The organism is Shinella sp. 838 (genome assembly GCF_029623935.1).
Lineage (GTDB): Bacteria > Pseudomonadota > Alphaproteobacteria > Rhizobiales > Rhizobiaceae > Shinella.
In genome coordinates, this window is record NZ_JARSBQ010000008.1 from 207487 (window position 1) to 228418 (window position 20932).

Here is a 20932-nt window from a genome sequence, read left to right on the forward strand (position 1 = left end):
GAGCCCTGCGCGCCTCCGGCGCGCAGGCAGCCCGGGAACTTTGATTGACGCATGATCCGCTGAGGGAACCTTCTCCCGGATCGTGTTACAGGACGGAAAACGGATGCCTTCACTTAAGGATCTGAAAAACCGGATCGCCTCCGTCAAGGCGACGCAGAAGATTACCAAGGCGATGAAGATGGTCGCCGCGGCAAAGCTTCGGCGTGCCCAGGAAGCGGCCGAGGCCGCCCGGCCCTATTCGCAGCGCATGAGCGCCGTTCTCGCCAACATCGCCCAGGCTGTCGGCCAGGACGATTCGGCGCCGCGCTTGATGACCGGTACGGGCAAGGACCAGGTTCATCTCCTCGTCGTCTGCACGGCCGAACGTGGCCTTTGCGGCGGCTTCAATTCGCAGATCGCGCGTCTGGCGCGTGACCATACCCGCAAGCTTCTGGCGAGCGGCAAGACGGTCAAGATCATCTGCGTCGGCAAAAAAGGTTTCGATATCCTGCGGCGCGAATTCGCCTCGCTGATCATCGACCGTGTCGACTTGCGTGAAGTCAAGAAGATCGGCTTCGCCAATGCAGACCAGATCGGCCACAAGGTCATCGGTCTGTTCGAGCAGGGCGAATTCGACGTCTGCACGCTCTTCTATTCCGAGTTCAAGTCGGTCATCGCGCAGATCCCGACAGCGCTCCAGCTCGTTCCGGCGTCCGCTCCTGCGGTTGCTGCCGAGACGACGGGCGCGACGGCGATCTACGACTACGAGCCGGATGCTGGCGCGATCCTCGGGGATCTCATCCCGCGCAACATTTCCGTCCAGATCTTCCGGGCCCTGCTCGAGAACGTCGCCGGCGAAATGGGTGCCAAGATGAGCGCCATGGACAACGCGACCCGCAATGCTGGTGAGATGATCAACAAGCTGACGCTCAACTACAACCGTCAGCGTCAGGCTCAGATCACCAAGGAACTCATCGAAATCATCTCGGGCGCTGAAGCGCTCTAAGGACCAGGACAAAGAGGGTAAGATACATGGCTAAGGCAGCTACCCCGAAGGAAACCGCCGCAGTAGAAAAGAAGCCGGCAGCTCGCAAGCCGGCAGCAAAGACGGCTGCTGCAACCAAGGCGGCGGCTCCGGTCGCAGCCGGTGCAACCGGTCGCGTTACCCAGGTTATCGGCGCCGTTGTCGACGTCGCTTTTGACGGCGACCTGCCGCTCATCCTGAACGCGCTGGAAACCGACAACAACGGCAACCGCCTCGTTCTCGAAGTCGCCCAGCACCTCGGCGAGAACACGGTTCGCACGATCGCCATGGACTCGACCGAAGGTCTCGTTCGCGGCCAGCCGGTCACCGATACCGGCGCTCCGATCACAGTTCCGGTCGGCGACGAGACGCTCGGCCGCATCATGAACGTCATCGGCGAGCCCGTCGACGAAGCCGGTCCGCTGGTCACCTCCGGCCGCCGCGCCATCCACCAGGACGCACCGGCCTATGTCGAGCAGTCCACGGAAGCCCAGATTCTCGTCACCGGCATCAAGGTCGTCGATCTGCTCGCGCCTTACGCAAAGGGCGGCAAGATCGGCCTCTTCGGCGGCGCAGGCGTCGGCAAGACCGTTCTCATCATGGAACTGATCAACAACGTCGCCAAGGCGCACGGTGGTTACTCGGTGTTTGCAGGCGTGGGTGAACGCACCCGCGAAGGCAACGACCTTTACCACGAAATGATCGAATCCGGCGTGAACAAGCACGGCGGCGGCGAAGGCTCCAAGGCTGCCCTCGTTTACGGCCAGATGAACGAACCGCCGGGCGCCCGCGCTCGCGTCGCCCTGACGGGCCTGACGATCGCCGAAGACTTCCGCGACAAGGGCCAGGACGTTCTGTTCTTCGTCGACAACATCTTCCGCTTCACCCAGGCAGGCTCCGAAGTGTCGGCTCTGCTCGGCCGTATCCCGTCGGCCGTGGGCTACCAGCCGACGCTCGCCACGGACATGGGCCAGATGCAGGAACGCATCACCACCACGACCAAGGGCTCGATCACCTCGGTTCAGGCCATCTACGTTCCCGCCGACGACTTGACCGACCCGGCGCCGGCAACCTCGTTCGCCCACCTGGACGCCACGACGGTTCTGTCCCGTTCGATCGCCGAAAAGGGCATCTACCCGGCCGTCGACCCGCTCGACTCGACCTCGCGCATGCTTGACCCGATCGTTGTCGGCGAAGAGCACTACGAAGTCGCCCGTAAGGTCCAGACGACCCTGCAGCGCTACAAGGCCCTCCAGGACATCATCGCCATCCTCGGCATGGACGAACTGTCGGAAGACGACAAGCTGGCCGTTGCCCGCGCCCGCAAGATCGAGCGCTTCCTGTCCCAGCCGTTCTTCGTCGCCGAAGTCTTCACCGGTTCGCCGGGCAAGCTCGTCGCTCTCGAAGACACGATCAAGGGTTTCAAGGGCCTCGTTAACGGCGAGTACGATCACCTGCCGGAAGCCGCCTTCTACATGGTCGGTTCCATGGAAGAAGCGATCGAGAAGGCCAAGAAGCTGGCTGCTGAAGCCGCTTGATGAACTTAGGGCGCCCGTCAAGGGCGCCCTCTCATATTCCCGCAATTCCGGATGGAAAGCCGTCTCGCGCTTTTCCAAGAATTGCTCTGCTGACCGGATTAGTCAAAAAGAAGTGAATGGTCATGGCCGACAGTTTCAACTTTGAACTCGTTTCTCCCGAGCGCCTGCTGGTTTCCGGCAGTGTGAGCGAAGTCGTCATCCCGGCGACCGAGGGCGAGATGACCGTCATGGCCAACCACGCGCCGACCATGACGACGATCAAGCCGGGTATCGTCACCGTGAAGTTCGCGGACGGCAAGAAGGACCGCTACGTGGTCTTCGGCGGTTTCGCCGACATCATCCCGACCGGGTGCACGCTGCTGGCCGAATCGGCCGTGCATGTCGACGACTTCAAGAGCGACGACATCGTTCGCCGCATCGAAGCTGCGCGTGCCGAGCTTGATCACGCCAAGTCCGACGACCAGAAGTTCGGTATCGAGACCTATCTCGCCGAACTCACCACCCTGCAGGGCATCGTCGTACCGGTCTGATTGCGGTTCGCAGTCCGGCCTACCAAACCCGCCGCTTTGGCGGGTTTTTTGTTGCCCGCGATTTACTGCTTCCGGAGAAGGTCCTCTTTACCTTATCCGCAACATTGCGTACCCGAGCGGAACGTCAGGTTGTGGTAGTTTGCTGTTTCTTTACGACGCCGGGCGAGAGTGGCGCGCAAAGCGTGCGCCATGACGGCGGACCAACGCATCAGGACGAGCAGGATGAGCAGCAAGATCGTACCCGTCATCATGGCCGGCGGTAAGGGCACCCGCCTCTGGCCTCTGTCGCGCGCTTCCGCGCCGAAGCAGTTCCTCGAATTCCTGGGGGAAACCACGCTCTTCCAGAAGACGCTGGCGCGTGTCGCCGATGCAGGGCTCTATGCGGCGCCGATCGTCGTCACCAACAGCGATTTCCGCTTTCTCGTTGCCGAACAGGCCCGGGCCGCTGGTGTCGCGCTGACCTCGATCCTGCTTGAGCCCGTTGCCCGCAACACGGCGCCGGCGCTTGCGGCGGCCGCGACCTTCATCGCGCGCCTCCACGGCGATGACGCGATCATGCAGGTGCTTGCCTCCGACCACGAGATCGATGCCAACGCCATCTATTTCGATTGCATCGCCAAGGCGGCCGCGGCCGCCCAGGCTGGTCGTCTCGTGACCTTCGGTATCACGCCAAGCGAGCCGGCGACCGGCTACGGCTATATCGAGATCGGCGAGGACCTTGGCAACGGCGCCAATGCTGTGCGCCGGTTCGTCGAAAAGCCCAATCATGAGAAGGCGACAGCCATGCTGGCCGCCGGCGGCTATCTCTGGAATTCAGGCATGTTCATGCTGCCGGTCGGGCTTTTCCTGCGCGAGCTTCGTCAATATGCGCCCGAAGTGCTGGACGCTGCGGGTGAGGCCGTCGCCAGGGCACAGCATGACCTCGATTTTGAACGGCTCGACGAGGCGGCGTTTTCGCGGGCACCCGATATTTCCGTCGATTATGCGATCTTCGAGAAAACGCCGATCGCCGCGGTCGTGCCTTCGCCGATCACCTGGTCCGACCTCGGCAGCTGGGATTCGGTGTGGAAGACCGGCCGACAGGACGAAGCCGGCAACGTTGCCGACGGCAGCACGACGGTGCTCGATACCCGGAATTCGCTGGTCATCTCGCGGGATATCCATGTTGCCGTGCAGGGCCTCGACAATGTCGCGGTCATTGCCAGCGAGGACGCCGTCTATGTCGGCCGCATGGAGGACAGCCAGAATGTCGGCAAGCTGGTGAAGCATCTGGCCAGTCTGCCGAAGACGGCCAAGCTGACCGAGACACACCCGACATCCTACCGGCCCTGGGGCGGCTACACGTCGGTGCTGAACGGCGAGCGTTTCCAGGTCAAGCGCCTGTTCGTGACGCCGGGCAAGCGGCTGTCGCTGCAAAAGCACCATCATCGCTCCGAACACTGGATCGTGGTGCGGGGCACGGCCGAGGTGACGATCGGCGACAGGACGATCCCTTTGCGCGAGAACGAGTCCGTCTACATTCCGCAGGGCGAAGTGCATCGTCTCGCCAATCCGGGAAAAATCCTGCTCGAACTGATCGAAGTGCAGACCGGTTCCTATCTCGGCGAGGATGACATCATCCGCATCGAGGACGAATTCGGGCGGGGGTGATGATCCCTAAACCAGGTCCGCGCCCGCAAGGGTCACCTTGAGGGCGGTCAAGCGGCCGGTGGCGTAGCAGGTCGTATCGATGCAGATGCGGCCCTTGCCGAAGACCGGCTCGCGCCCCGCGGTATGGCCATGGATGACCGTCAGAGGCAGGCCGGGACCTTCGCTGAGGAAGGGTTCGCGGATCCAGATCAGGTCGTGGTCTTCCTGGTGGGCGAGTGGGATGCCCGGCATGATCCCCGCATGCACGAAGAGCCGGTCGCCGCTGGCCAATGCGATCGGCAGGTTCTGCAGGAAATCGACATGGTGCTGCGGAACCGCCCGGCGCAGATCTTCGCCGAGTGTGTACATCGCCGCGTCGCGGTCCGGATAATCCGCAAGATCCAGCCCGTAGGAGCGCAGTGTGGCGTCGCCGCCGTAGTCCAGCCAGCGCAGGTGCTGGTGCGGATTGAAGATGAACTTCAGGAATGTGTCGTCATGGTTGCCGCACAGCGCGATGCGCGCGATGCCGTCGCCATGATCGGGCGTTGCCAGATGCTCGACCACCGCCGCGGAAGCCGGGCCGCGGTCGACATAGTCGCCGAGATAGAGGATGAGCGGCTGCTCGGACATCCGGCCCGCGGCGTCGCGGCGAATCCGCTCTTCCAGCGCCAGCAGGGCGTCGAGGGAGCCATGCACGTCACCGATGGCGTAGATCAGCGGCCGTTCGGCGGAAAGGGTGAGGCGCTGACGAAGGATGGGCTGGGCAGGAAGGGTCATAGGCCCGTCATAGCGGGGATGGGTCGGGGAGGGAACCGACAAAGTGGCGCATCAACGTCAGCGCCGCCCGGCCGATGGGCATCGTCCGCGCGCGCGGCATTCCGCGTCCATCCAGATGCCGGCCTTCCGCTGCATGGCGTCTTCCTGGACGCGAACAAGCCGCGGCGTGGCGGCCGAAGCCGCACCGCTCGCGACAAGCGTTTCGGCGAGATCCCTGCCGCCGGCCGAGCAGGTGACGAACGATACGCCGGCAAACCGGATATCTTCCTTGCAGGTCAGGCTCTTGCCGGCAACCAGCCGCTTGAGGGCGATCCGCGCCTTCTGGCCGCAGACGGCGACCGAGCCGTCCGTGTCGCGGCAGAAGCGTTTCGGATCGACGGGCACGGCGTCCGTCAGCACATAGAGCCGCCCGCGGTCCGCAAAGGAGGCGCTGTCGAAGGCTGTGGCGCGGGTGGTTGGATGAAGGCGCAGCGGCACCATGACCGGCTCGACGGCCAGCCGCTCATAGGCCTGTGTCTTCCGGTCGATGCGCACGGGCTTGTCGGTCCAGATCGGGTCGTCCGAAACCGGGCCGGGTTCGAGGCCGGTGGCATGGGCGGCGGCGACTGCAAGGAGGAGGGCAAAGATCGCCGCCCACCGTCCCGTACCCTTTCTGACCTCTATCGACCTCTTGCGCGTCATAACTTGTCGGGCAGCGGCAGCCAGCGGCCGCGGTCGAAATAATCCGGCAGGTAGGATCCGCGGTTTCGCGTGCGGTCCGGCGTGATGATGAAATTGTAACGTGGCGTCTCGCTGAATTCCTTCTTGAGCTGGATGCGGTTGCCGAAGCGGATGATGTCGAACTCCTTGAGGGCCCGGATATCGGCGACGATGTCGGGCGCGTCTTCCCAGCGCAGCTCGTCGAGGAAGACCTCGATCGCCGCGATGACGGCGTCGGTCACGCGGTTCTGTGTCGCGGTGTTCTCGATGTTGAGCTTGATGCGGAAGGAGGAGACGCGGGTTTCCGCATTACCCTTGATCGACAGGAAGGCGGAGGAGGACGGATTCGGGCCGTCGTTTGCATCCACAAATTCGCGATAGGACTGGCATTCCCAGCTCTGCTGGTCGAACAGCCCGGCCTTCCAGCCGGCCGTCTCGAAGCCGCTGCGGCGCAATGCCTCGCAAAGCATTTCCGGTGCCTTGCGGATGGAGCGGACAAACTGGGTCTGCATCGGCGTGACGGGCGTCAGGAGCCGTTCCGAAATGAGGCCCTTGGGGCGCGGCACGCGGTTGCCCTTCAGCTCATAGGGGCGCAGCGCGCGTGTCTGCGGCGTTGCCGTGACGGGAGCGTAGCCGAAGCGGTCGAGCAGCCGGTTGAGATTGCGGTAGTCGTTGGCCAGGAGAACGGTCGCGCCGATCGCTCCGAGCAGCACGATGGCCAAAAGCCCGAAGACAACCAAGCCGGATCTGCCTTGCTTCCGCTCCGTCATGCTGAACCGCGCCGTTGCCCGTGTCGATGCGGTGATGCCGGACCCCTTCACGCCGGGCCGGATCCATCGATCTCCCGCTCCTGATAGGCTACTCCCCGGATGCCTGCAAGCGCACGTCCTATGGTGCGGTGCGGCTGGCAAGCAGGCTTTCGTGCAGCCGGACCGCCTCTGGGGGCGAGGTGCGGAATTTCGGCAGGCCGAGATGATAACCGTAGCCTGTGACGAGGCGCGCGTCCCCAAGCTGCACCAGCGTACCCTCGGCAAGCGGGGCGGCGAGGAGGTCGAGGCTGCCGAGCGCCACGCCGTCGCCGCTGAGGGCTGCATCGATGGCGAGCGCATAGGTGGAAAAGGTGAGGTGCGGTCGCGGCGCCGCCTTGCGAAGCGCCTGTGGCGCGACCCGCTCCAGCCAGGGCCGGAAGGAGATCCAGTTGGCGTTGAAGCGCTCGTAGTCGATGAGATCGAGGGCGGCGAGATCGGTTGGCGCGATTGCGGTGGCATCAAGGCCTTTGCGGGCGATGTAGTCCGGTGCGGCGACAGGGGCTAGCGTTTCGGAGAGCAGTGGCGTCAGCGTCCAGCGGGGGTGCTCACCTGCGCTGTAGAGGATGACGAGGTCGTTGTTTTCCGAGGCGAGGTCTGCCGGGCTATCCGAGGTGACGAGGCGGAGCGCGACGTCGGGATTGTCGCGAGCGAAATCGCGCAGTCGCCTGCCGAGCCAGAGATGGGAGACAGATCCGCTGGCGGCGAGCGAGATACTCTGTGCCGCGCCGATGCGGAACGGCTCCAGGCTTTCCTCCAGATAGTCGAGCGAAGCGCGCACGCGCTGGAACAGCTTTTCGCCGCGCGGCGTCAGTGCCAGGTTTTTGCCGCTGCGGGTGAAGAGCTGCGTGCCGAGATGATCCTCCAGTCCCTTGATGCGTCGGCTGACGGCTGCCTGGGTGATGTTCAGTTCCCGCCCGGCACGTGAAAAATTCATATGCCGGCAGGCGGCATCGAGGACACGGAAGGCCTCAAGGGGAATATGGGCGAGCAGGGCGTCTTTCATGATGTCATGTTATCAAAAAGACCGAATAATCCCAGTATTTGAAAATTTGAAATTGTGATGCACGGTTCGGCAAATCCATTTGGGAGGTTCCGTGCAGTTCACAACGTCTTTCGTGCCCGAGATCCGTTTCGGCGAAGGGGTTCATGAAACCATCGCCGCATCCGCGCGTGCGCTTGGTGCCCGCGCCGTGCTTGTCGTCATGGACGGGTTTCTTGCTGCCGGCGGGCTCGGTGAGCGGTTGGCCGCCCAGTTTAATGCCGAAGAGGTAACGGTGGAGTTCTTCTGCGGATTTTCCGGCGAGCCGAAGCTGGCTGCCGTCGAGGCCGCCACGGCCGCCGCTCGCGGCAAGGACCTTGTCGTCGGTCTCGGCGGCGGCTCGGCGCTGGATATCGCCAAGATTGCCGCCTGTGTGGCGGCGGATGCGCATGGCCCGATGCACTATGCGCTTGCCGCCCATCCGCTGCCTTGCCGGCCGCTGCGCAAGATCCTGGTGCCGACGACGGCGGGCACCGGCTCTGAAACCTCTGCGACGACCATCTTCACCGGGCCGGAAGGCAAGAAACTGTGGATCTGGGGGCCGGAAACCAAGGCGGACCTCGTGCTTCTCGATCCGGCGTTGACCGTAACGCTTCCGCCAAACCTTACCGCCTGGTGCGGTCTCGACGCCTTCGTGCACGCCTTCGAGGCAACGACCAACCGCAACGCCCATGCCGGCGCCGCGCTCTATGCCCACGCCGCTCTCGGTCTCCTCGTGGAGGCGCTGGAAACGGCGGTGAAGAATCCGGCGGACAGGGAGGCACGGGGCAAGGTGCTGCTCGGTGCCTGTTATGCCGGTATCGCGATCGACAATTGCGGTACGGCGATCGCCCATACAATCAGTCACGCGCTTGCGGGGCTTGCGCCGGTGCATCATGGGCTCGCCACGGCGCTCGGCTTCGAGGCGACGCTCGACTGGCTCGTCGAGGCCGACACGACCGATCTCGCCGCGGCGGCACGGGCTTGTGGCTTGCAGGACGCGGCGATGCTGCCCGTGTTCGTTGCCGGCCTGATGGATCGCTGCGGCATCGTCCGCGCCTTGCCGGCCGCCTTTGCGGCCTTCACCGCCGACGACCTTGCCCGTGAAATGCGCGCGCCGGAGAACCAGCCGATGCGTCGCGCGACGATCCTGCCGGTTTCCGATGCCGATATCGATGCCTTCGCCACCATCATGATGGCCCTGCCCCGGGCGCTCTGAGGACGACCATGACCAATCAGCACAGCCGCGCCTATTGGGAAGAACGCCTTGCCGGCCTCTTGCTTGCCCGTGGGCATTTCGTCGATGGCAGGGGGCAGCCTGCTGTTTCCGGCCGGACCTTTACCCGAACGCGGCCCATGGACGGTCAGCCCGGCGCTGTTCTGGCGCGCGGCGATGCGGCCGATGTCGATCGTGCTGTTGCCGCTGCCCGCACGGCCTTTGCCAGCGGCGTATGGCGTGGCAGGGAGCCGCTCGAGAAGAAGCGGATCATGCTGCGCTGGGCGGAGCTGATCCGGGTCCACGGCGAAGAGCTGGCGCTTCTCGAAACGCTCGATGTCGGAAAGCCGGTGCAGGCCTCGCTCGGCGTCGACGTGCGCCTCTGCGCCGAGGGCATCCAGTACTACGGCGAGATGATCGACAAGATGTATGATGAGATCGCGCCGACCGGGCCGAAGGCGCGCGCTCTCGTCCGCAAGGTGCCGCTCGGTGTCGTCGCGGCGATCACGCCATGGAACTATCCGATGATCATCGACGCGTGGAAGCTGGGGCCGGCGATCGCCGCCGGCAACTCCGTGGTGCTGAAGCCGGCGGAGCAATCCTCGCTCTCGGCGTTGCGGCTCGCCGAACTTGCCATCGAGGCGGGCTTGCCTGCGGGCGTCTTCAACGTCGTCACGGGCTTCGGCGAGGAGGTCGGCAAGCCGCTTGCGCTGCACATGGACGTGGACATGGTCGCCTTCACCGGCTCGACCGAGGTGGGCAAGCTGGTCATGGGCTATGCTGCCCAGTCGAACCTCAAGCGCGTGGCGCTGGAGCTCGGCGGCAAGTCGCCGCTCGTCGTCTTCGCCGATGCGGACCTCGACGCGGCGGCGAGTGCGGCCGCCTGGGGGGGCTTCTACAATTCCGGCGAAACCTGTCATGCCGCGACGCGCCTTCTCGTGCAGCGCCCGGTGCAGGACGCACTGATCGAAAAGATCGAGGCCGTGGTGAGGCGCGAGATCGTGCTGGCGCATCCCTTCGAGCAGTCTGCGCAGATCGGAGCCCTGATCGAGGCGGAGCACATGGACAAGGTCCTCGGCCTCGTCGCGGCGGGCGAGAAGGACGGTGGACGCCGCGTCTTCGGCGCGGAGCGGGTGCTGTCCGAGACGGGTGGTCACTATGTCTCGCCCGGTGTCATCACGGATGTGACGAACGACATGCGTATCGCCCGGCAGGAGATTTTCGGGCCTGTGCTTGCGGCCATCGCCTTCGACACGGAGGAGGAAGCGCTCGCCATCGCCAACGACACGATCTACGGGCTTGCCGGCGCCGTCTTCACACGCGACATGGACCGGGCGCACCGCTTTTCCGACGGCATCCATGCCGGAACGGTCTGGATCAACACCTATGACATGTCGAATTTCGCGACGCCCTTCGGCGGCTTCAAGCAGTCGGGCTTCGGCCGGGACCGCTCGGTGCATGCGATCGACAAATATTGTGACTACAAGACGATCTGGCAGCAGTTCGGCTGAGGCTCTTGGTTTGGCAAACGCTCTGGAAGACGGCTGTGCACTGTTCCAGGAATTGCTCTCGGGGAGGGGCACATGAACAAGATCGTTTCCATTGGCATCAGCCATCACCGGCTGCCGCTCGATCCGCCGTTCAAGGCAAGCTGGGACGGGCGCCCGCGCAACCATTTCGACGCGACGATCGTGCGCGTGCGCGATGAAAACGGCCGCGAAGGGGTCGGCTCGGGTGATCTGATGAAGGGGTTCGAGGGGCATGAGGACCTGTTCATCGGCGAGGATCCGCGCCATCTCGAACGGCACTATGAAGTGCTCTCGCACATCAATTTCCACTATGGCCGCTGCTGGCCTCTCGATCTGGCGCTCTGGGACCTAGCGGGCAAGGTGACGGGCGAGCCGGTCTGGCGCATGCTTGGCGGCCGCGCCGACCGGGTGCGGCTCTACGCGTCCTCCGGCGTGCTGCGCGCGCCTTCCGCCATGGCCGACCAGGCCGAGCGCTACCTCGCGGAGGGCTTTCCGGCGATGAAGGTGCGCTTCTCTTCCTCCGCCGGTGGTCGCGATGGCTGGCGAGCGGACGTGAAGGCACTGGAGGCGATCCGTACGCGGGTCGGCGACCGGCTGGAGCTGATGGTCGACTGCAACCAGGGTTGGCGCATGCCCTGGGACACGACGCTCCCCTGGAGCTTCAAGGATGCGCTCGTTGTTGCGCGGGAGCTGGAACGGCTCGGTGTCTACTGGATGGAGGAGCCGCTGCACCGCTCCGACCGCAAGGGCATGAAGGCCCTGAAGGAGGCGACGAGCGTGCGCATCGCGGGCGGGGAAATGACGCGTGAGCTCTATGAGTTCCGCGACATTATCGAGGAGCGGGCCTTCGATGTGATCCAGCCGGACGTGGCGCTGGTCGGCGGCATCACGGGATGCAGGCGGCTTGCCTTCCAGGCGCGCGAGGCGGGTGTCGCCTTTACCCCGCATTCCTGGACGAACGGCATCGGCGTGCTTGCCAATGCGCATCTGACGGCGGGCGCAGGCGATGCTCCCTTTCTCGAATATCCCTATGACGGGCCGGAATGGAGCGAGGCACGCCGCGATTATCCGCTGCGGGCGCCGCTGCAGCACGAGGGGGGATGGCTGGTGCTTGGCGATGCGCCCGGCCTCGGTGTCATCCTCGACGAGGATAGGCTCCGCGCGACGCGACTCGGCTGAGCCGCTTCACTTCGTCTCCCTCGGCATTCAACCCTTGACATCCGTGCCGGGGAGGCCGACTTCACGGGGGACACGGACGCGAAGGAGACGAGCCATGAGCGAGGCAGCCCGCACGACGATCGACCAGGCGGAAGTCGACCGCTTTTCGGCGATGGCGGCTGAATGGTGGGATCCGGCCGGGAAGTTCCGGCCCCTGCACAAGTTCAATCCGGTCCGCCTCACCTATGTCCGCGATCTCGTTTCCGCACAGTTCGGCCGCGACCCCACGGCGCATCGCCCGCTCGAGGGCCTGCGTATCCTCGATATCGGCTGCGGCGGCGGCCTGCTCTCCGAGCCGATGGCGCGCATGGGAGCGGATGTGCTCGGTGCGGATGCCTCGGAAAAGAACATTGGCATCGCCAAGGCCCATGCGGCTGGCAGTGGCGTTCCGGTCGACTACCGCGCCGTGACCGCCGAGGCGCTGGCGGAAGCCGGCGAGACCTTCGATGTCGTGCTCAACATGGAAGTGGTCGAACACGTTTCCGACGTCGATTTCTTCCTTACCACCTGCGCCTCCATGGTGCGCCCCGGGGGCATGATGTTCGTCGCCACGATCAACCGCACGCTGAAAGCGGCGGCGCTGGCGATCTTCGCCGCGGAGAACGTGCTGCGCTGGCTGCCGCGCGGCACCCATCAATACGAAAAGCTGGTGCGTCCGGAGGAAATCGAAAAGCCGCTGACGGCCTCGGGGCTGACGGTGACGGATCGCACCGGCGTGTTCTTCAATCCGCTGTCCAACCAGTGGAACCTGTCGAAGGACATGGATGTGAACTACATGCTGGTGGCACGCCGCGCCTCTGCCTGAAGCCGGCGCGGAGCAAAGTCTTCGGTTCAGGCCTTCAACGTTTTCGCGACGGCCAGCAGGTCCTCCTGCCCGGCCGCATTGCGTGCGGCAATCGCCTTCACGCCTTCCCGGTCGATGCCAATGGCCTTGCCGTCGGGGCAGAAGGGTGTCTTGAAAGTAAAGGCGCGGGGCGTGGGGCCGTGATCGGCAAGATGCTCCAGCCGTTCGGCGCCATCGGCCCAGACCGGCCGGTCGCCTTCCGCCACCCACCAGAGCACGAGGGCGGGCCAGGCCTGCCGCTGGTTCCAGTTGCGGGCGTGTTTCAGGGCATCGGCATGCACGCCATTGTAGCTGAAGGCCATCAGCGCCTCGAGGCTGACCCACAGTGAAAGTGAGGAAGGGGCATCCAAAAAGCCGCTGCCGGCGATAAACCGCGGATAGACCTTTTCGCCCCAGCTTTCCGGCCCCGGCTCGCCGTCATAGCCGGAACGGCCGGCAAATCCTTCCGCCCGGTTCGCGGCCTCGAAATTCAGCGGCTCGCGCAGACGGAAGCCTTCGACGCGCGGGCTTTCGTAGTCGTCGACATGCAGGCCGAAATTGTAGATTGCGAGATGATGGCCGCGCATCAGTTGGTTTCGTCGGGCAGGACGGGAAGGGGCGCGACCTCGACGCCTTCCTCCAGCAACTCGCGCACCTCTTCCGCGGAGGCCCGACCGATCAGACCGCGCTGCTCGGCCTCGCCGTAGTGAATCTTGCGGGCTTCCTCGGGAAAGCGCTCACCGACATCCTCCGAATTGGCGCGGATGGTCGAGACGATTTCGCGAAGCTTGTTCATCATCTCCTTCTGGCCGGCCTGCACCACGAGCTCCTGGCGGCGCTCTTTCTTGCGGGCGGTCGAGACGGAGGGCGCCATCAGGCGCTTGGCGACATGGCTGGAGCCGCAGGTGGGACAGGAGACGAGCGCCTTCTTCTGCTGGCGGTCGAAATCGTCCGCCGAGCCGAACCATCCTTCGAAGGTGTGCCCGTTGTCACAGGAAAGCTCGTAGCGGATCAAGCGGCAACGCCTCCCTTCGCGGGGGCCTTCGCCGCTTCAAGCGTGAAGGTGCGCCCGTTGCGCAGGTTGGGGATCTTGTCATGCGCGGCCTTGACGGCGGCGCTGTCGATCTCGGCAAGCACGATGGCCTCGCCGGTGCCGCCGGCGCAGGCCAGGACGCGCCCCCAGGGATCGATGATCATGGAATGGCCGAAGGTTTCGCGACCATCCTCGTGCACGCCGGCCTGTGCGGCGGCGATGATGTAGACGCCGTTTTCGATGGCGCGGGCGCGCAGCAGCGTTTCCCAATGGGCTTCGCCGGTCTGGCGCGTGAAGGCGGCGGGAACCGAGATGATCTCCGCACCGGCCTGAGCCTGCAGCTTGAAGAGCTCAGGGAAACGCACGTCGTAGCAGATGGCGAAGCCGAGCTTTGCGAAGGGAAGCTCGGCCATGCGCGCGACGGAACCCGGCGAATAGACCGCGCTTTCGCGCCAGCTCTCGCCGTTGTCGAGATTGACATCGAACATGTGGATCTTGTCGTAGCTGCAGATCTGCCCGCCATCAGGGCCGAACAGGAAGCCGCGATTGGCGACCTTGCCGTCGGTAAGCGCGATGGCGGTGGAGCCGACATGCAGGTGAATGCCGAGTTCAGCGGCAAGCTCGGCTGCAGCGGCGACCACGAGATCATCGGCCTCCGTGCGCAGAATGGCGCGCAGTCCCGCGCGGTCGCGCTGGAGTGCGCCGGTCATTTCCGGCGTCTGGACGTAGACGGCGCCCTTGGCGGCTGCCTCGCGCACGAGGCGCCGCATTGCCTCCACGTTGCGGACGGGATCCGTCCCGGAACACATCTGGAGGGCGGCGATCGTGACGGTCATGGGATGCTCCTCAGGCGGCGAGCAGGGCGTCGAGTTCGCCGGCGCGCTCCAGGGCATGCAAGTCGTCACAGCCGCCGACATGGCGTTCGTCGATGAAGATCTGCGGGAAGGTGCTGCGGCCGTTGGCGCGCTTGATCATCTCCTGGCGGATCTCCGGCGCATAGGTCGCGTCGTGCTCCTCGTAGGTCACGCCCTTGGTTTCGAAAAGTTTCTTGGCGGCGCTGCAATAGCCGCAGAACTGACGCGTATAGATGACGACCGAAGCCATATTCTCCTGCTCCAAAGCTTGGAAAACCTTATCTTTCATATAGGTCCGGGAAGCGCCCTTGCAAAGGTCAAAACGGTGATGTCGGCAGCACCCGCCCGTTTCAGCGCGCGCGTGACGGCCGAAACGGTGGCTCCAGTGGTATAGACGTCATCAATGAGCACCACGCGGCGGCCGAACAGCGCCTCGCGGCCTTCGGGCGTAACGGTGAAGGCACCGCGCACGTTCTCCTCGCGGGCGCGGGGCCCGAGGCCGATCTGACGGCGGGTGCGTTTCGTCCGTCGCACGGCATCGATGAGCACGGGCGTGCCGGACAACTCGCCGAGTGCGCGAGCAAGCTCCGACGACTGGTTGAACTTGCGCCAGAGGAGACGGAAGCGATGCAGGGGAACGGGAACGATGGCGTGTGCGGCCTCCACGGTGCCGTCGCCGGCGCGTAGCATCCACCTCGCCATCATCGGCGCGAGATCGGTGCGGTCGCGGTATTTCAGCGCGTGGACGAGTACACGGGCAAGGTCGTCGTAGAGGGCGACGGAGCGCAGCCGGTCGAAGGGTGGCGGGCTGGCGATGGCGTCGGCGCTGAGGATCCCCGGGCCGAGATCGTGGGAGAAGGGAGTGCCGAGCACCTCGCAATAGGGGCGTTCGATCAGGGCGAGCTTCGACCAGCAGTGCGGGCAGAGGCTTGCGCGGCTGCCGAGCAGCGCGCCGCAGCCGGCGCAGGCCGGCGGATAGACGAGGTCGAGGGCGCCGCCCGCAAGATCGCGCAGCCGACGGACGAGGGCCAGCCGGAGCGGGACTGCCGGCGTTGTTTCGGCCTCGATTTCGCCCATGCGGTTGACAATAGTCGGTGCAAGCGGCCAAAGCGAATGGAATTGCGAACTGGACCTCTCCCATGGAAACGCTCTTCGACCAATCCCTGATCGACACGAACCGGCGGCGCGCGCTTGCCGGCCAGCCGGCGGATTTCCTGCTCGACGTGGTGGCGCGGGAGCTTGCCGAAAGGCTCAGTGTCATCGAGCGCCGGTTCGAGCGGGCGGTCGAGCTGCACGGCCACACGGGGGCTACGGCGCGGGCGATCGTCGCGACGGGTAAAGTGGACGCAATGGAGCGGGTGGAGAGCGATGCACGGTTTGCGGCGCCGGGTGAGGCGCTGACGGTCTCCCCGCTCGAAACGGTGCCGCTGGAGCCGCAATCGGCCAACCTCATCGTCTCGCCGCTGGCGCTGCACCTCACCAACGACACACCGGGCGTCTTCGTGCAGATCCGCCGCGCGTTGAAGCCGGACGGGCTGTTTCTCGCGGCCATCCCGGGCAGTGGCACCCTGCAGGAACTGCGCGAGGTGCTGCTTGCGGCGGAAAGCGAAATCATGGGTGGGGCGAGCCCGCGGGTCATTCCCTTCCCGGATGTGCGCGATGTCGGCGCGCTTCTGCAGCGTGGTGGCTTCGCCCTGCCGGTGACGGACCGGGAGACCTATACGGTGCGCTACGACTCGATCTTTCCGCTGATGAAGGACCTGCGGGCCATGGGCATGGCCAATCCGCTCGCCGGCCGCAGCCGCCGGCCGCTGACGCGCGGCACGTTCCTGCGCGCGGCGGAGCTTTACGCGGAACGGTTCTCCGATCCGGACGGGCGTATCCGCGCGAGTTTTTCGATCATCTACGTATCGGGCTGGGCACCGCACGAAAGCCAGCAGAAGCCGTTGAAACCCGGTTCTGCGACGATGCGCCTCGCCGATGCTCTGAAGCAAGGCGGTTCTGACTGATCCGGCTAGCCCTTGCCGGCGGAATCCATACTGTTCGAGATCGTGGTCAGGGTGTTCGAGAGGCCGCCGCTGAAGGCTTCGAGACCTGCCAGCAGGCCAATCGAGATTAGCGTCAGCAGGAGCCCGTATTCGATAGCCGTGCCGCCGGCGCGGTCGGAGCAGAATGATCTCAGCAATTTCAGCACCATTCCACTCTCCCGCGCCCGTCGCGCATTTGTATCGCCCGTTCAGCAGCCGTTGCTGACACCGTTACCGTTCACGATGCACACGGCGCCGGGCATTTCCTGCAGGACGCTGCGGCGCACCGTATAGCGTTTTCCACCTTCCGACGGGATCGAGCCCGTCGAGATCATGTCGAATTCATCGGGCACATTCGCCATCATGCGCTTGTCGGTCTTGGCGGACAGGACCGGGGTCAGAACCAGAGCAAGCGCGATGACGGCGGTGCCGAAGAGGAGGGCGAGGTTGAGCGCGCCGGTCCGGCTATCGCCGGCCGGCGTGAAATCCTTCTCCTGAACGGTTTTCCAGAAGTCTTCGTCACGCATCTGAGGGTCTCGTAGGCATTCATTGCAACGTTAGGCCCAATCTTTGAACTATGGTGCTAAACGATTGCTTAACGGAGACTGAAAAATACGGGGTAAATCCCTGCCGTTCCGTTCAGAGAAGGTCCATCAGGAAGGGAATGAGCGGCTCGTCGGCCGGCGGCATGGGATAGTCGCGCAGCGCCTTCGGGCGCACCCATTTGATCGCCTGCCCCTCGCGGCCATGGGCGGTGCCCTCGAAACGGCGGCAGATGTAGAGCGGCATCAGGAGATGGAAGTCGTCATAGGTGTGGCTGGCGAAGGTCAGCGGGGCCAGGCAGGCAACCTTCGTGCGGATGCCGAGTTCCTCGTCCAGTTCGCGGATCAACGTCTCCTCCGGCGTCTCGCCGGGTTCTACCTTGCCACCCGGAAATTCCCAGAGACCGGCGAGCGTCTTTCCCTCCGGGCGCTGGGCCAGAAGGATGCGGCCATCAGCGTCGACGAGCGCGCACGCAGCGACGAGCAGAATGCGGCGGGGTTTCGCTTCGATTTCGCTCATGCCGCGGCAGGCCCCCTGTAGCAATACTGGTAGACGTCCTTGAAGCCGGCGCGGCGGTAGAGTGCGATGCCGGCCGCATTGTCGGCCTCGACCTGCACCCAGGCCTGCCGGGCGCCCTTGAGCTTTGCCCAGCGCAGGGCGGCGTGAAGGACGGCAGTGCCGAGGCCGCTGCCGCGCTTCTCTTTTGCGACGCCAAGCTGGAGGACACCGACAAGGTCGTTGTCATGCACGGCGATCGCCACCGCTGCAGGGCCGAAATCGGGCTCCTCGAAGATGAAGAGGCCGGTTTCCGGCTTGATGGCGTTGATAATCTCGGTGAGGCCGGGCTTCAACGCCGGGTCGTCGCCGGCAACGCGGATGCGCGCATCGACGAAGCGGCCGACGTCGCGGCTCGGCAGATGGTCGAGGCCTTCGTCGCGCGGAAGGGTCGCAAGGTCCGCCATCATGACGATGGTGCGGCCCGCCTCCGTCCAGCCGGCCTCGTCCATATGGGCGACGAGTTTCGGTGGGGTCAGCGGCGTCTGGCGCACCAGCAGCGGGCGCCCGTAGTCGGAAAACTTCTTTGCCGCCTTCTGGAGGCGGATGTCGAGATCGCGGGTGTCGGACGGGTCGAGCGGGTTCACCGAGTTCAGCCGGCGTGAGGGGTGGCCGGCGGTCAGCCGGAACAGCCAGCTTCCATCATAGTGCACGGAGGCGGCCGGCCACGCGCGGAAGCCGACGGCTTCGAGCCGGCGGACTTTTGGCAGATCGCTGGTGTTTTCTTCTGATGGCGTCACGCAAGAAGGCCTTTAGCTGCGGTAGTCGCCGTTGATTTCGACATACTCCTTGGTGAGGTCGCAGGTCCAGACCGTCGCCTTGCCGGTGCCGAGACCGATCTCGACGCGGACGGGGATATCCTGCTGCTCCATGACCGCGGTGGTTGCCTCTTCGGAGTAGGCGGGGTCGCGTTCGCCATCGACGGCGACGCGCACGTCGCCGAACCAGATGGCGAGGCGGTCACGGTCGGCCATCTCGCCGGACTTGCCGACGGCCATGACGATACGGCCCCAGTTGGCATCCTCGCCGGCAACCGCGGTCTTGACCAGCGGCGAATTGGCGATGGAAAGCGCGATGCGCTTGGCAGCCGCGTCGCTTTCGGCGCCCTCGACGGTGACTTCCACCATCTTGCGCGCGCCCTCGCCGTCGCGCACGACCTGGAGCGCCAGGTCGCGCAGGAGGTCGTTCAGCGCCGCACGGAAATCGTCGAGCGCGGCGTCGTCAGCGGTGACAGGGGCTTGGCCCTCGGCTGCACCGGTCGCAAACAGCATGAGCGTGTCAGAGGTCGAGGTGTCGCTGTCGACGGTGACCGAATTGAAAGTCGGGCCGACACCGGCGGAGAGCAGCGATTGCAGAACCGGTGCCGGGATGTCGGCATCGGTCACGACGAAGGAGAGCATGGTCGCCATGTCGGGCGCGATCATGCCCGCGCCCTTGGCGATGCCGTTGATGCGCACGGTGACGCCACCGAGTTTTGCGGTGCGGGTCGCGACCTTCGGATAGGTGTCCGTCGTCATGATCGCCTTGGCGGCTTCAAACCAGAAATCTTCCGTGCCGGATGCGGCAAGGGTGTCGAGCACACCGGAAAATTTGGTGGCGTCGAGCGGTTCGCCGATCACGCCGGTCGAGGCGAGGAAAACCTCGCCCTCCTGGCAGCCGATCGCCCTTGCGGCGGCTTCCGCTGTCATCCTGGTCGATTCGCGGCCCTTGCGGCCGGTGAAGGCATTGGCATTGCCGGAATTGACCACCACGGCACGGGCGATGCCGCCAGGCAGGTTGGCACGGCAGAAATCGACCGGCGCCGAGGGGCATTTCGAGCGGGTGAAGACGCCAGCGACGGCCGCGGGGCGGTCGAACACCATCATCAGCACGTCTGTCCGGTTCTTGTACTTGATCCCGGCGGCAGCGGTCGCCATGCGCACGCCGCGTACTGGCGGCATTTCGGCATAGGTTTTGGGAGCGAGCGGGGAGACGGAACCGGACATCGTACTTTCCTGTTTCAAGAATGGCCCGACAGTTGCCGGGCCGTTGTCTGTTACTGCTGGCCTTCGGTTGCCGGTGCGGCTTCGCCTTCACCCGCGGCTTCCGGCTTGTTGACCGCGTCATAGGCGGTCTTCAGTGCGGCATCCTGGATGTCGACCGGGGCTGCAGCCTTGGCCTTTTCCAAAAGTTCCAGATACTTGTCACGCATGACAAGCTGACGAACCTGGCTTTCAACCTGGTCTAGCGCCGGGGGCTGCTGCTTGCGCTTGTCCTCGATCTTGATGATGTGGAAGCCGAACTGGCTCTTCACCGGCTCCTTGGAATAGGCGCCCTTTTCCAGTGCGAAGGCGGCCGCTTCGAATTCCGGAACCATGCGGCCCTTGCCGAAGTAGCCGAGGTCACCGCCTTCGGATTTGTTCGGGTCGGTCGACTTTTCCTTGGCGATTTCGATGAAATCCTTGCCGGCATCGAGATCCTTGATGATGGCCTTGGCCTCTTCCTCGGTCTTGACGAGGATGTGGCGGGCGCGGATTTCATCTTCCGGCTCGATGGCAGCGACTTCCTTGTCGTAGCGGGCCTTCACCTCTTCCGGGGTCACCGCATCGACGACATGCTTCTTGAAATAGGCATTGTGCAGTTCGCGATCGGTGAGGAAGGCGAGGCGCTGCTTGAAGTCGGGCGTATCCTGCAGGCCTTCCTTGCCGGCATCGGCGGCGAGCAGCTTCACGTCGATGATCGAGGAGAGGGCGGCAACGCGCTTCTGTTCGTCCGGCAGGTTGGCAAGCTGCGGGTCTAGGCCGGCAATGGCGAGCTTCAGTTCCGATTCGTGGATCTCGAGCGTGCCGACCTTGGCGATGACTGGATCGGCGGCGGCATCCTGGGCGCGGACGCTGGTGCTTGCGGCGGCAATCGCAATAAGGGCGACTGCTGCGAGCTTGCTGTACTTGAACATATTGAAAAAGACCTTTCAAATCCTCGCCGGAATCGGGCCGATATCCGGTGCCAGACGGCTCAACACCACCAGAATGTGGCAGTTGTGCAACCGCCTGAGCCGTTGACATCATTCGACCCCCCTCTTATCTGTCACGCAATCCCGCGTCCAGAACAGTTTCCGGGCGTCTCAAGGCTTTGCGCGCAAATATCGTGCG

Annotated in this window: 24 protein-coding genes; 9 read left to right on the forward strand and 15 right to left on the reverse strand. The window is 64.6% G+C overall.

Annotated elements, in window-relative coordinates:
* The first annotated feature begins 103 nt into the window (after positions 1-103).
* The 4 genes from P9A16_RS22655 (at position 104) to P9A16_RS22670 (ending at position 4721) form a co-directional block, all read left to right on the forward strand.
* On the forward strand, positions 104-985 hold the full coding sequence (locus P9A16_RS22655) for a F0F1 ATP synthase subunit gamma (RefSeq protein WP_023516620.1): 882 nt from the start codon (positions 104-106) through the stop codon (positions 983-985).
* 26 nt (positions 986-1011) lie between these two features.
* The gene (atpD, locus tag P9A16_RS22660) at positions 1012-2541 is read left to right on the forward strand and encodes a F0F1 ATP synthase subunit beta (protein ID WP_023516621.1); all 1530 of its coding nucleotides are present in this window, start codon (positions 1012-1014) and stop codon (positions 2539-2541) included.
* Between the two features lie 122 nt (positions 2542-2663).
* Positions 2664-3071: a F0F1 ATP synthase subunit epsilon gene (locus P9A16_RS22665; RefSeq protein WP_050745594.1), complete on the forward strand. Its 408-nt coding sequence runs from the start codon at positions 2664-2666 to the stop codon at positions 3069-3071.
* A 222-nt stretch (positions 3072-3293) separates the two neighbouring features.
* The gene (locus tag P9A16_RS22670) at positions 3294-4721 is read left to right on the forward strand and encodes a mannose-1-phosphate guanylyltransferase/mannose-6-phosphate isomerase (protein ID WP_023514906.1); all 1428 of its coding nucleotides are present in this window, start codon (positions 3294-3296) and stop codon (positions 4719-4721) included.
* A gap of 6 nt (positions 4722-4727) precedes the next feature.
* On the opposite strand, the gene P9A16_RS22675 is transcribed toward P9A16_RS22670, so the two are convergent.
* The 4 genes from P9A16_RS22675 to P9A16_RS22690 form a co-directional block, all read right to left on the reverse strand.
* Positions 4728-5477: a metallophosphoesterase gene (locus tag P9A16_RS22675; protein WP_023514905.1), complete on the reverse strand. Its 750-nt coding sequence runs from the start codon at positions 5475-5477 to the stop codon at positions 4728-4730.
* Positions 5478-5534: 57 nt separating this feature from the next.
* On the reverse strand, positions 5535-6158 hold the full coding sequence (locus P9A16_RS22680) for a thermonuclease family protein (RefSeq protein WP_023514904.1): 624 nt from the start codon (positions 6156-6158) through the stop codon (positions 5535-5537).
* Entirely contained in the window at positions 6155-6916 is a 762-nt protein-coding gene (locus P9A16_RS22685; RefSeq protein WP_156032058.1) for a DUF6030 family protein, read from the reverse strand. The genes P9A16_RS22680 and P9A16_RS22685 overlap by 4 nt, the downstream gene beginning before the upstream one ends.
* Positions 6917-7064: 148 nt before the next feature.
* The gene (locus tag P9A16_RS22690; protein WP_023514902.1) at positions 7065-7988 is read right to left on the reverse strand and encodes a LysR substrate-binding domain-containing protein; all 924 of its coding nucleotides are present in this window, start codon (positions 7986-7988) and stop codon (positions 7065-7067) included.
* A 91-nt stretch (positions 7989-8079) separates the two neighbouring features.
* Here P9A16_RS22690 and P9A16_RS22695 point away from each other — a divergent pair, with 91 nt between their 5' ends.
* The 4 genes from P9A16_RS22695 (at position 8080) to ubiG (ending at position 12771) form a co-directional block, all read left to right on the forward strand.
* Complete coding sequence (locus P9A16_RS22695) at positions 8080-9222, forward strand: iron-containing alcohol dehydrogenase (protein ID WP_023514901.1); 1143 nt, start codon at positions 8080-8082, stop codon at positions 9220-9222.
* Between the two features lie 8 nt (positions 9223-9230).
* A complete protein-coding gene (locus P9A16_RS22700) occupies positions 9231-10730 on the forward strand; it encodes an aldehyde dehydrogenase family protein (protein ID WP_023514900.1) in 1500 nt (499 codons plus the stop codon).
* Positions 10731-10802: 72 nt separating this feature from the next.
* Positions 10803-11927 (forward strand): mandelate racemase/muconate lactonizing enzyme family protein, encoded by a 1125-nt coding sequence (locus P9A16_RS22705; RefSeq protein ID WP_023514899.1) that lies wholly within the window; start codon positions 10803-10805, stop codon positions 11925-11927.
* Positions 11928-12021: 94 nt separating this feature from the next.
* Positions 12022-12771, forward strand: a complete 750-nt coding sequence (gene ubiG / locus P9A16_RS22710; RefSeq protein WP_023514898.1) for a bifunctional 2-polyprenyl-6-hydroxyphenol methylase/3-demethylubiquinol 3-O-methyltransferase UbiG — start codon at positions 12022-12024, stop codon at positions 12769-12771.
* Between the two features lie 26 nt (positions 12772-12797).
* On the opposite strand, the gene P9A16_RS22715 is transcribed toward ubiG, so the two are convergent.
* The 5 genes from P9A16_RS22715 to P9A16_RS22735 are packed head-to-tail and all read right to left on the reverse strand — an operon-like array spanning position 12798 to position 15753.
* Positions 12798-13376: a DUF3291 domain-containing protein gene (locus tag P9A16_RS22715; protein WP_023514897.1), complete on the reverse strand. Its 579-nt coding sequence runs from the start codon at positions 13374-13376 to the stop codon at positions 12798-12800.
* A complete protein-coding gene (locus tag P9A16_RS22720) occupies positions 13376-13804 on the reverse strand; it encodes a DUF1178 family protein (RefSeq protein ID WP_023514896.1) in 429 nt (142 codons plus the stop codon). Before P9A16_RS22720 ends, P9A16_RS22715 begins: the two co-directional genes overlap by 1 nt.
* Positions 13801-14658, reverse strand: a complete 858-nt coding sequence (locus P9A16_RS22725) for a carbon-nitrogen hydrolase family protein (protein ID WP_023514895.1) — start codon at positions 14656-14658, stop codon at positions 13801-13803. Before P9A16_RS22725 ends, P9A16_RS22720 begins: the two co-directional genes overlap by 4 nt.
* Before the next feature lie 10 nt (positions 14659-14668).
* Complete coding sequence (gene grxC / locus P9A16_RS22730; RefSeq protein ID WP_023514894.1) at positions 14669-14926, reverse strand: glutaredoxin 3; 258 nt, start codon at positions 14924-14926, stop codon at positions 14669-14671.
* Between the two features lie 35 nt (positions 14927-14961).
* Positions 14962-15753 carry a ComF family protein gene (locus P9A16_RS22735; RefSeq protein ID WP_023514893.1) on the reverse strand — a complete coding sequence of 264 codons (792 nt, stop codon included), beginning with the start codon at positions 15751-15753 and terminating at the stop codon, positions 14962-14964.
* Positions 15754-15815: 62 nt separating this feature from the next.
* Here P9A16_RS22735 and P9A16_RS22740 point away from each other — a divergent pair, with 62 nt between their 5' ends.
* Positions 15816-16685, forward strand: a complete 870-nt coding sequence (locus tag P9A16_RS22740) for a methyltransferase domain-containing protein (RefSeq protein ID WP_023514892.1) — start codon at positions 15816-15818, stop codon at positions 16683-16685.
* Between the two features lie 5 nt (positions 16686-16690).
* On the opposite strand, the gene P9A16_RS22745 is transcribed toward P9A16_RS22740, so the two are convergent.
* The 6 genes from P9A16_RS22745 to P9A16_RS22770 form a co-directional block, all read right to left on the reverse strand.
* Positions 16691-16873: a Flp family type IVb pilin gene (locus P9A16_RS22745; RefSeq protein WP_023514891.1), complete on the reverse strand. Its 183-nt coding sequence runs from the start codon at positions 16871-16873 to the stop codon at positions 16691-16693.
* A gap of 39 nt (positions 16874-16912) precedes the next feature.
* Positions 16913-17230, reverse strand: a complete 318-nt coding sequence (locus tag P9A16_RS22750; protein WP_023514890.1) for a hypothetical protein — start codon at positions 17228-17230, stop codon at positions 16913-16915.
* Positions 17231-17342: 112 nt separating this feature from the next.
* Entirely contained in the window at positions 17343-17765 is a 423-nt protein-coding gene (gene mutT / locus P9A16_RS22755; RefSeq protein WP_023515897.1) for an 8-oxo-dGTP diphosphatase MutT, read from the reverse strand.
* The gene (locus P9A16_RS22760) at positions 17762-18541 is read right to left on the reverse strand and encodes a GNAT family N-acetyltransferase (RefSeq protein ID WP_023515896.1); all 780 of its coding nucleotides are present in this window, start codon (positions 18539-18541) and stop codon (positions 17762-17764) included. Before P9A16_RS22760 ends, mutT begins: the two co-directional genes overlap by 4 nt.
* A 12-nt stretch (positions 18542-18553) precedes the next feature.
* Entirely contained in the window at positions 18554-19786 is a 1233-nt protein-coding gene (gene argJ, locus P9A16_RS22765; protein WP_023515895.1) for a bifunctional glutamate N-acetyltransferase/amino-acid acetyltransferase ArgJ, read from the reverse strand.
* Positions 19787-19836: 50 nt separating this feature from the next.
* Positions 19837-20736, reverse strand: a complete 900-nt coding sequence (locus P9A16_RS22770) for a peptidylprolyl isomerase (protein ID WP_023515894.1) — start codon at positions 20734-20736, stop codon at positions 19837-19839.
* Positions 20737-20932: the final 196 nt, after the last annotated feature.

Excerpts from the sequence above, each read along its gene's own strand:
- P9A16_RS22740 (WP_023514892.1), top strand. The coding sequence starts at position 15,816 with ATGGAAACGCTCTTCGACCAATCCCTGATCGACACGAACCGGCGGCGC.
- argJ (WP_023515895.1), bottom strand. The coding sequence starts at position 19,786 with ATGTCCGGTTCCGTCTCCCCGCTCGCTCCCAAAACCTATGCCGAAATG.
- mutT (WP_023515897.1), bottom strand. The coding sequence starts at position 17,765 with ATGAGCGAAATCGAAGCGAAACCCCGCCGCATTCTGCTCGTCGCTGCG.
- P9A16_RS22665 (WP_050745594.1), top strand. The coding sequence starts at position 2,664 with ATGGCCGACAGTTTCAACTTTGAACTCGTTTCTCCCGAGCGCCTGCTG.
- atpD (WP_023516621.1), top strand. The coding sequence starts at position 1,012 with ATGGCTAAGGCAGCTACCCCGAAGGAAACCGCCGCAGTAGAAAAGAAG.
- P9A16_RS22715 (WP_023514897.1), bottom strand. The coding sequence starts at position 13,376 with ATGCGCGGCCATCATCTCGCAATCTACAATTTCGGCCTGCATGTCGAC.
- grxC (WP_023514894.1), bottom strand. The coding sequence starts at position 14,926 with ATGGCTTCGGTCGTCATCTATACGCGTCAGTTCTGCGGCTATTGCAGC.
- P9A16_RS22770 (WP_023515894.1), bottom strand. The coding sequence starts at position 20,736 with ATGTTCAAGTACAGCAAGCTCGCAGCAGTCGCCCTTATTGCGATTGCC.
- P9A16_RS22750 (WP_023514890.1), bottom strand. The coding sequence starts at position 17,230 with ATGCGTGACGAAGACTTCTGGAAAACCGTTCAGGAGAAGGATTTCACG.
- P9A16_RS22700 (WP_023514900.1), top strand. The coding sequence starts at position 9,231 with ATGACCAATCAGCACAGCCGCGCCTATTGGGAAGAACGCCTTGCCGGC.
- P9A16_RS22735 (WP_023514893.1), bottom strand. The coding sequence starts at position 15,753 with ATGGGCGAAATCGAGGCCGAAACAACGCCGGCAGTCCCGCTCCGGCTG.
- P9A16_RS22675 (WP_023514905.1), bottom strand. The coding sequence starts at position 5,477 with ATGACCCTTCCTGCCCAGCCCATCCTTCGTCAGCGCCTCACCCTTTCC.
- P9A16_RS22680 (WP_023514904.1), bottom strand. The coding sequence starts at position 6,158 with ATGACGCGCAAGAGGTCGATAGAGGTCAGAAAGGGTACGGGACGGTGG.
- P9A16_RS22670 (WP_023514906.1), top strand. The coding sequence starts at position 3,294 with ATGAGCAGCAAGATCGTACCCGTCATCATGGCCGGCGGTAAGGGCACC.
- P9A16_RS22725 (WP_023514895.1), bottom strand. The coding sequence starts at position 14,658 with ATGACCGTCACGATCGCCGCCCTCCAGATGTGTTCCGGGACGGATCCC.
- P9A16_RS22655 (WP_023516620.1), top strand. The coding sequence starts at position 104 with ATGCCTTCACTTAAGGATCTGAAAAACCGGATCGCCTCCGTCAAGGCG.
- P9A16_RS22690 (WP_023514902.1), bottom strand. The coding sequence starts at position 7,988 with ATGAAAGACGCCCTGCTCGCCCATATTCCCCTTGAGGCCTTCCGTGTC.
- P9A16_RS22745 (WP_023514891.1), bottom strand. The coding sequence starts at position 16,873 with ATGGTGCTGAAATTGCTGAGATCATTCTGCTCCGACCGCGCCGGCGGC.
- P9A16_RS22705 (WP_023514899.1), top strand. The coding sequence starts at position 10,803 with ATGAACAAGATCGTTTCCATTGGCATCAGCCATCACCGGCTGCCGCTC.
- ubiG (WP_023514898.1), top strand. The coding sequence starts at position 12,022 with ATGAGCGAGGCAGCCCGCACGACGATCGACCAGGCGGAAGTCGACCGC.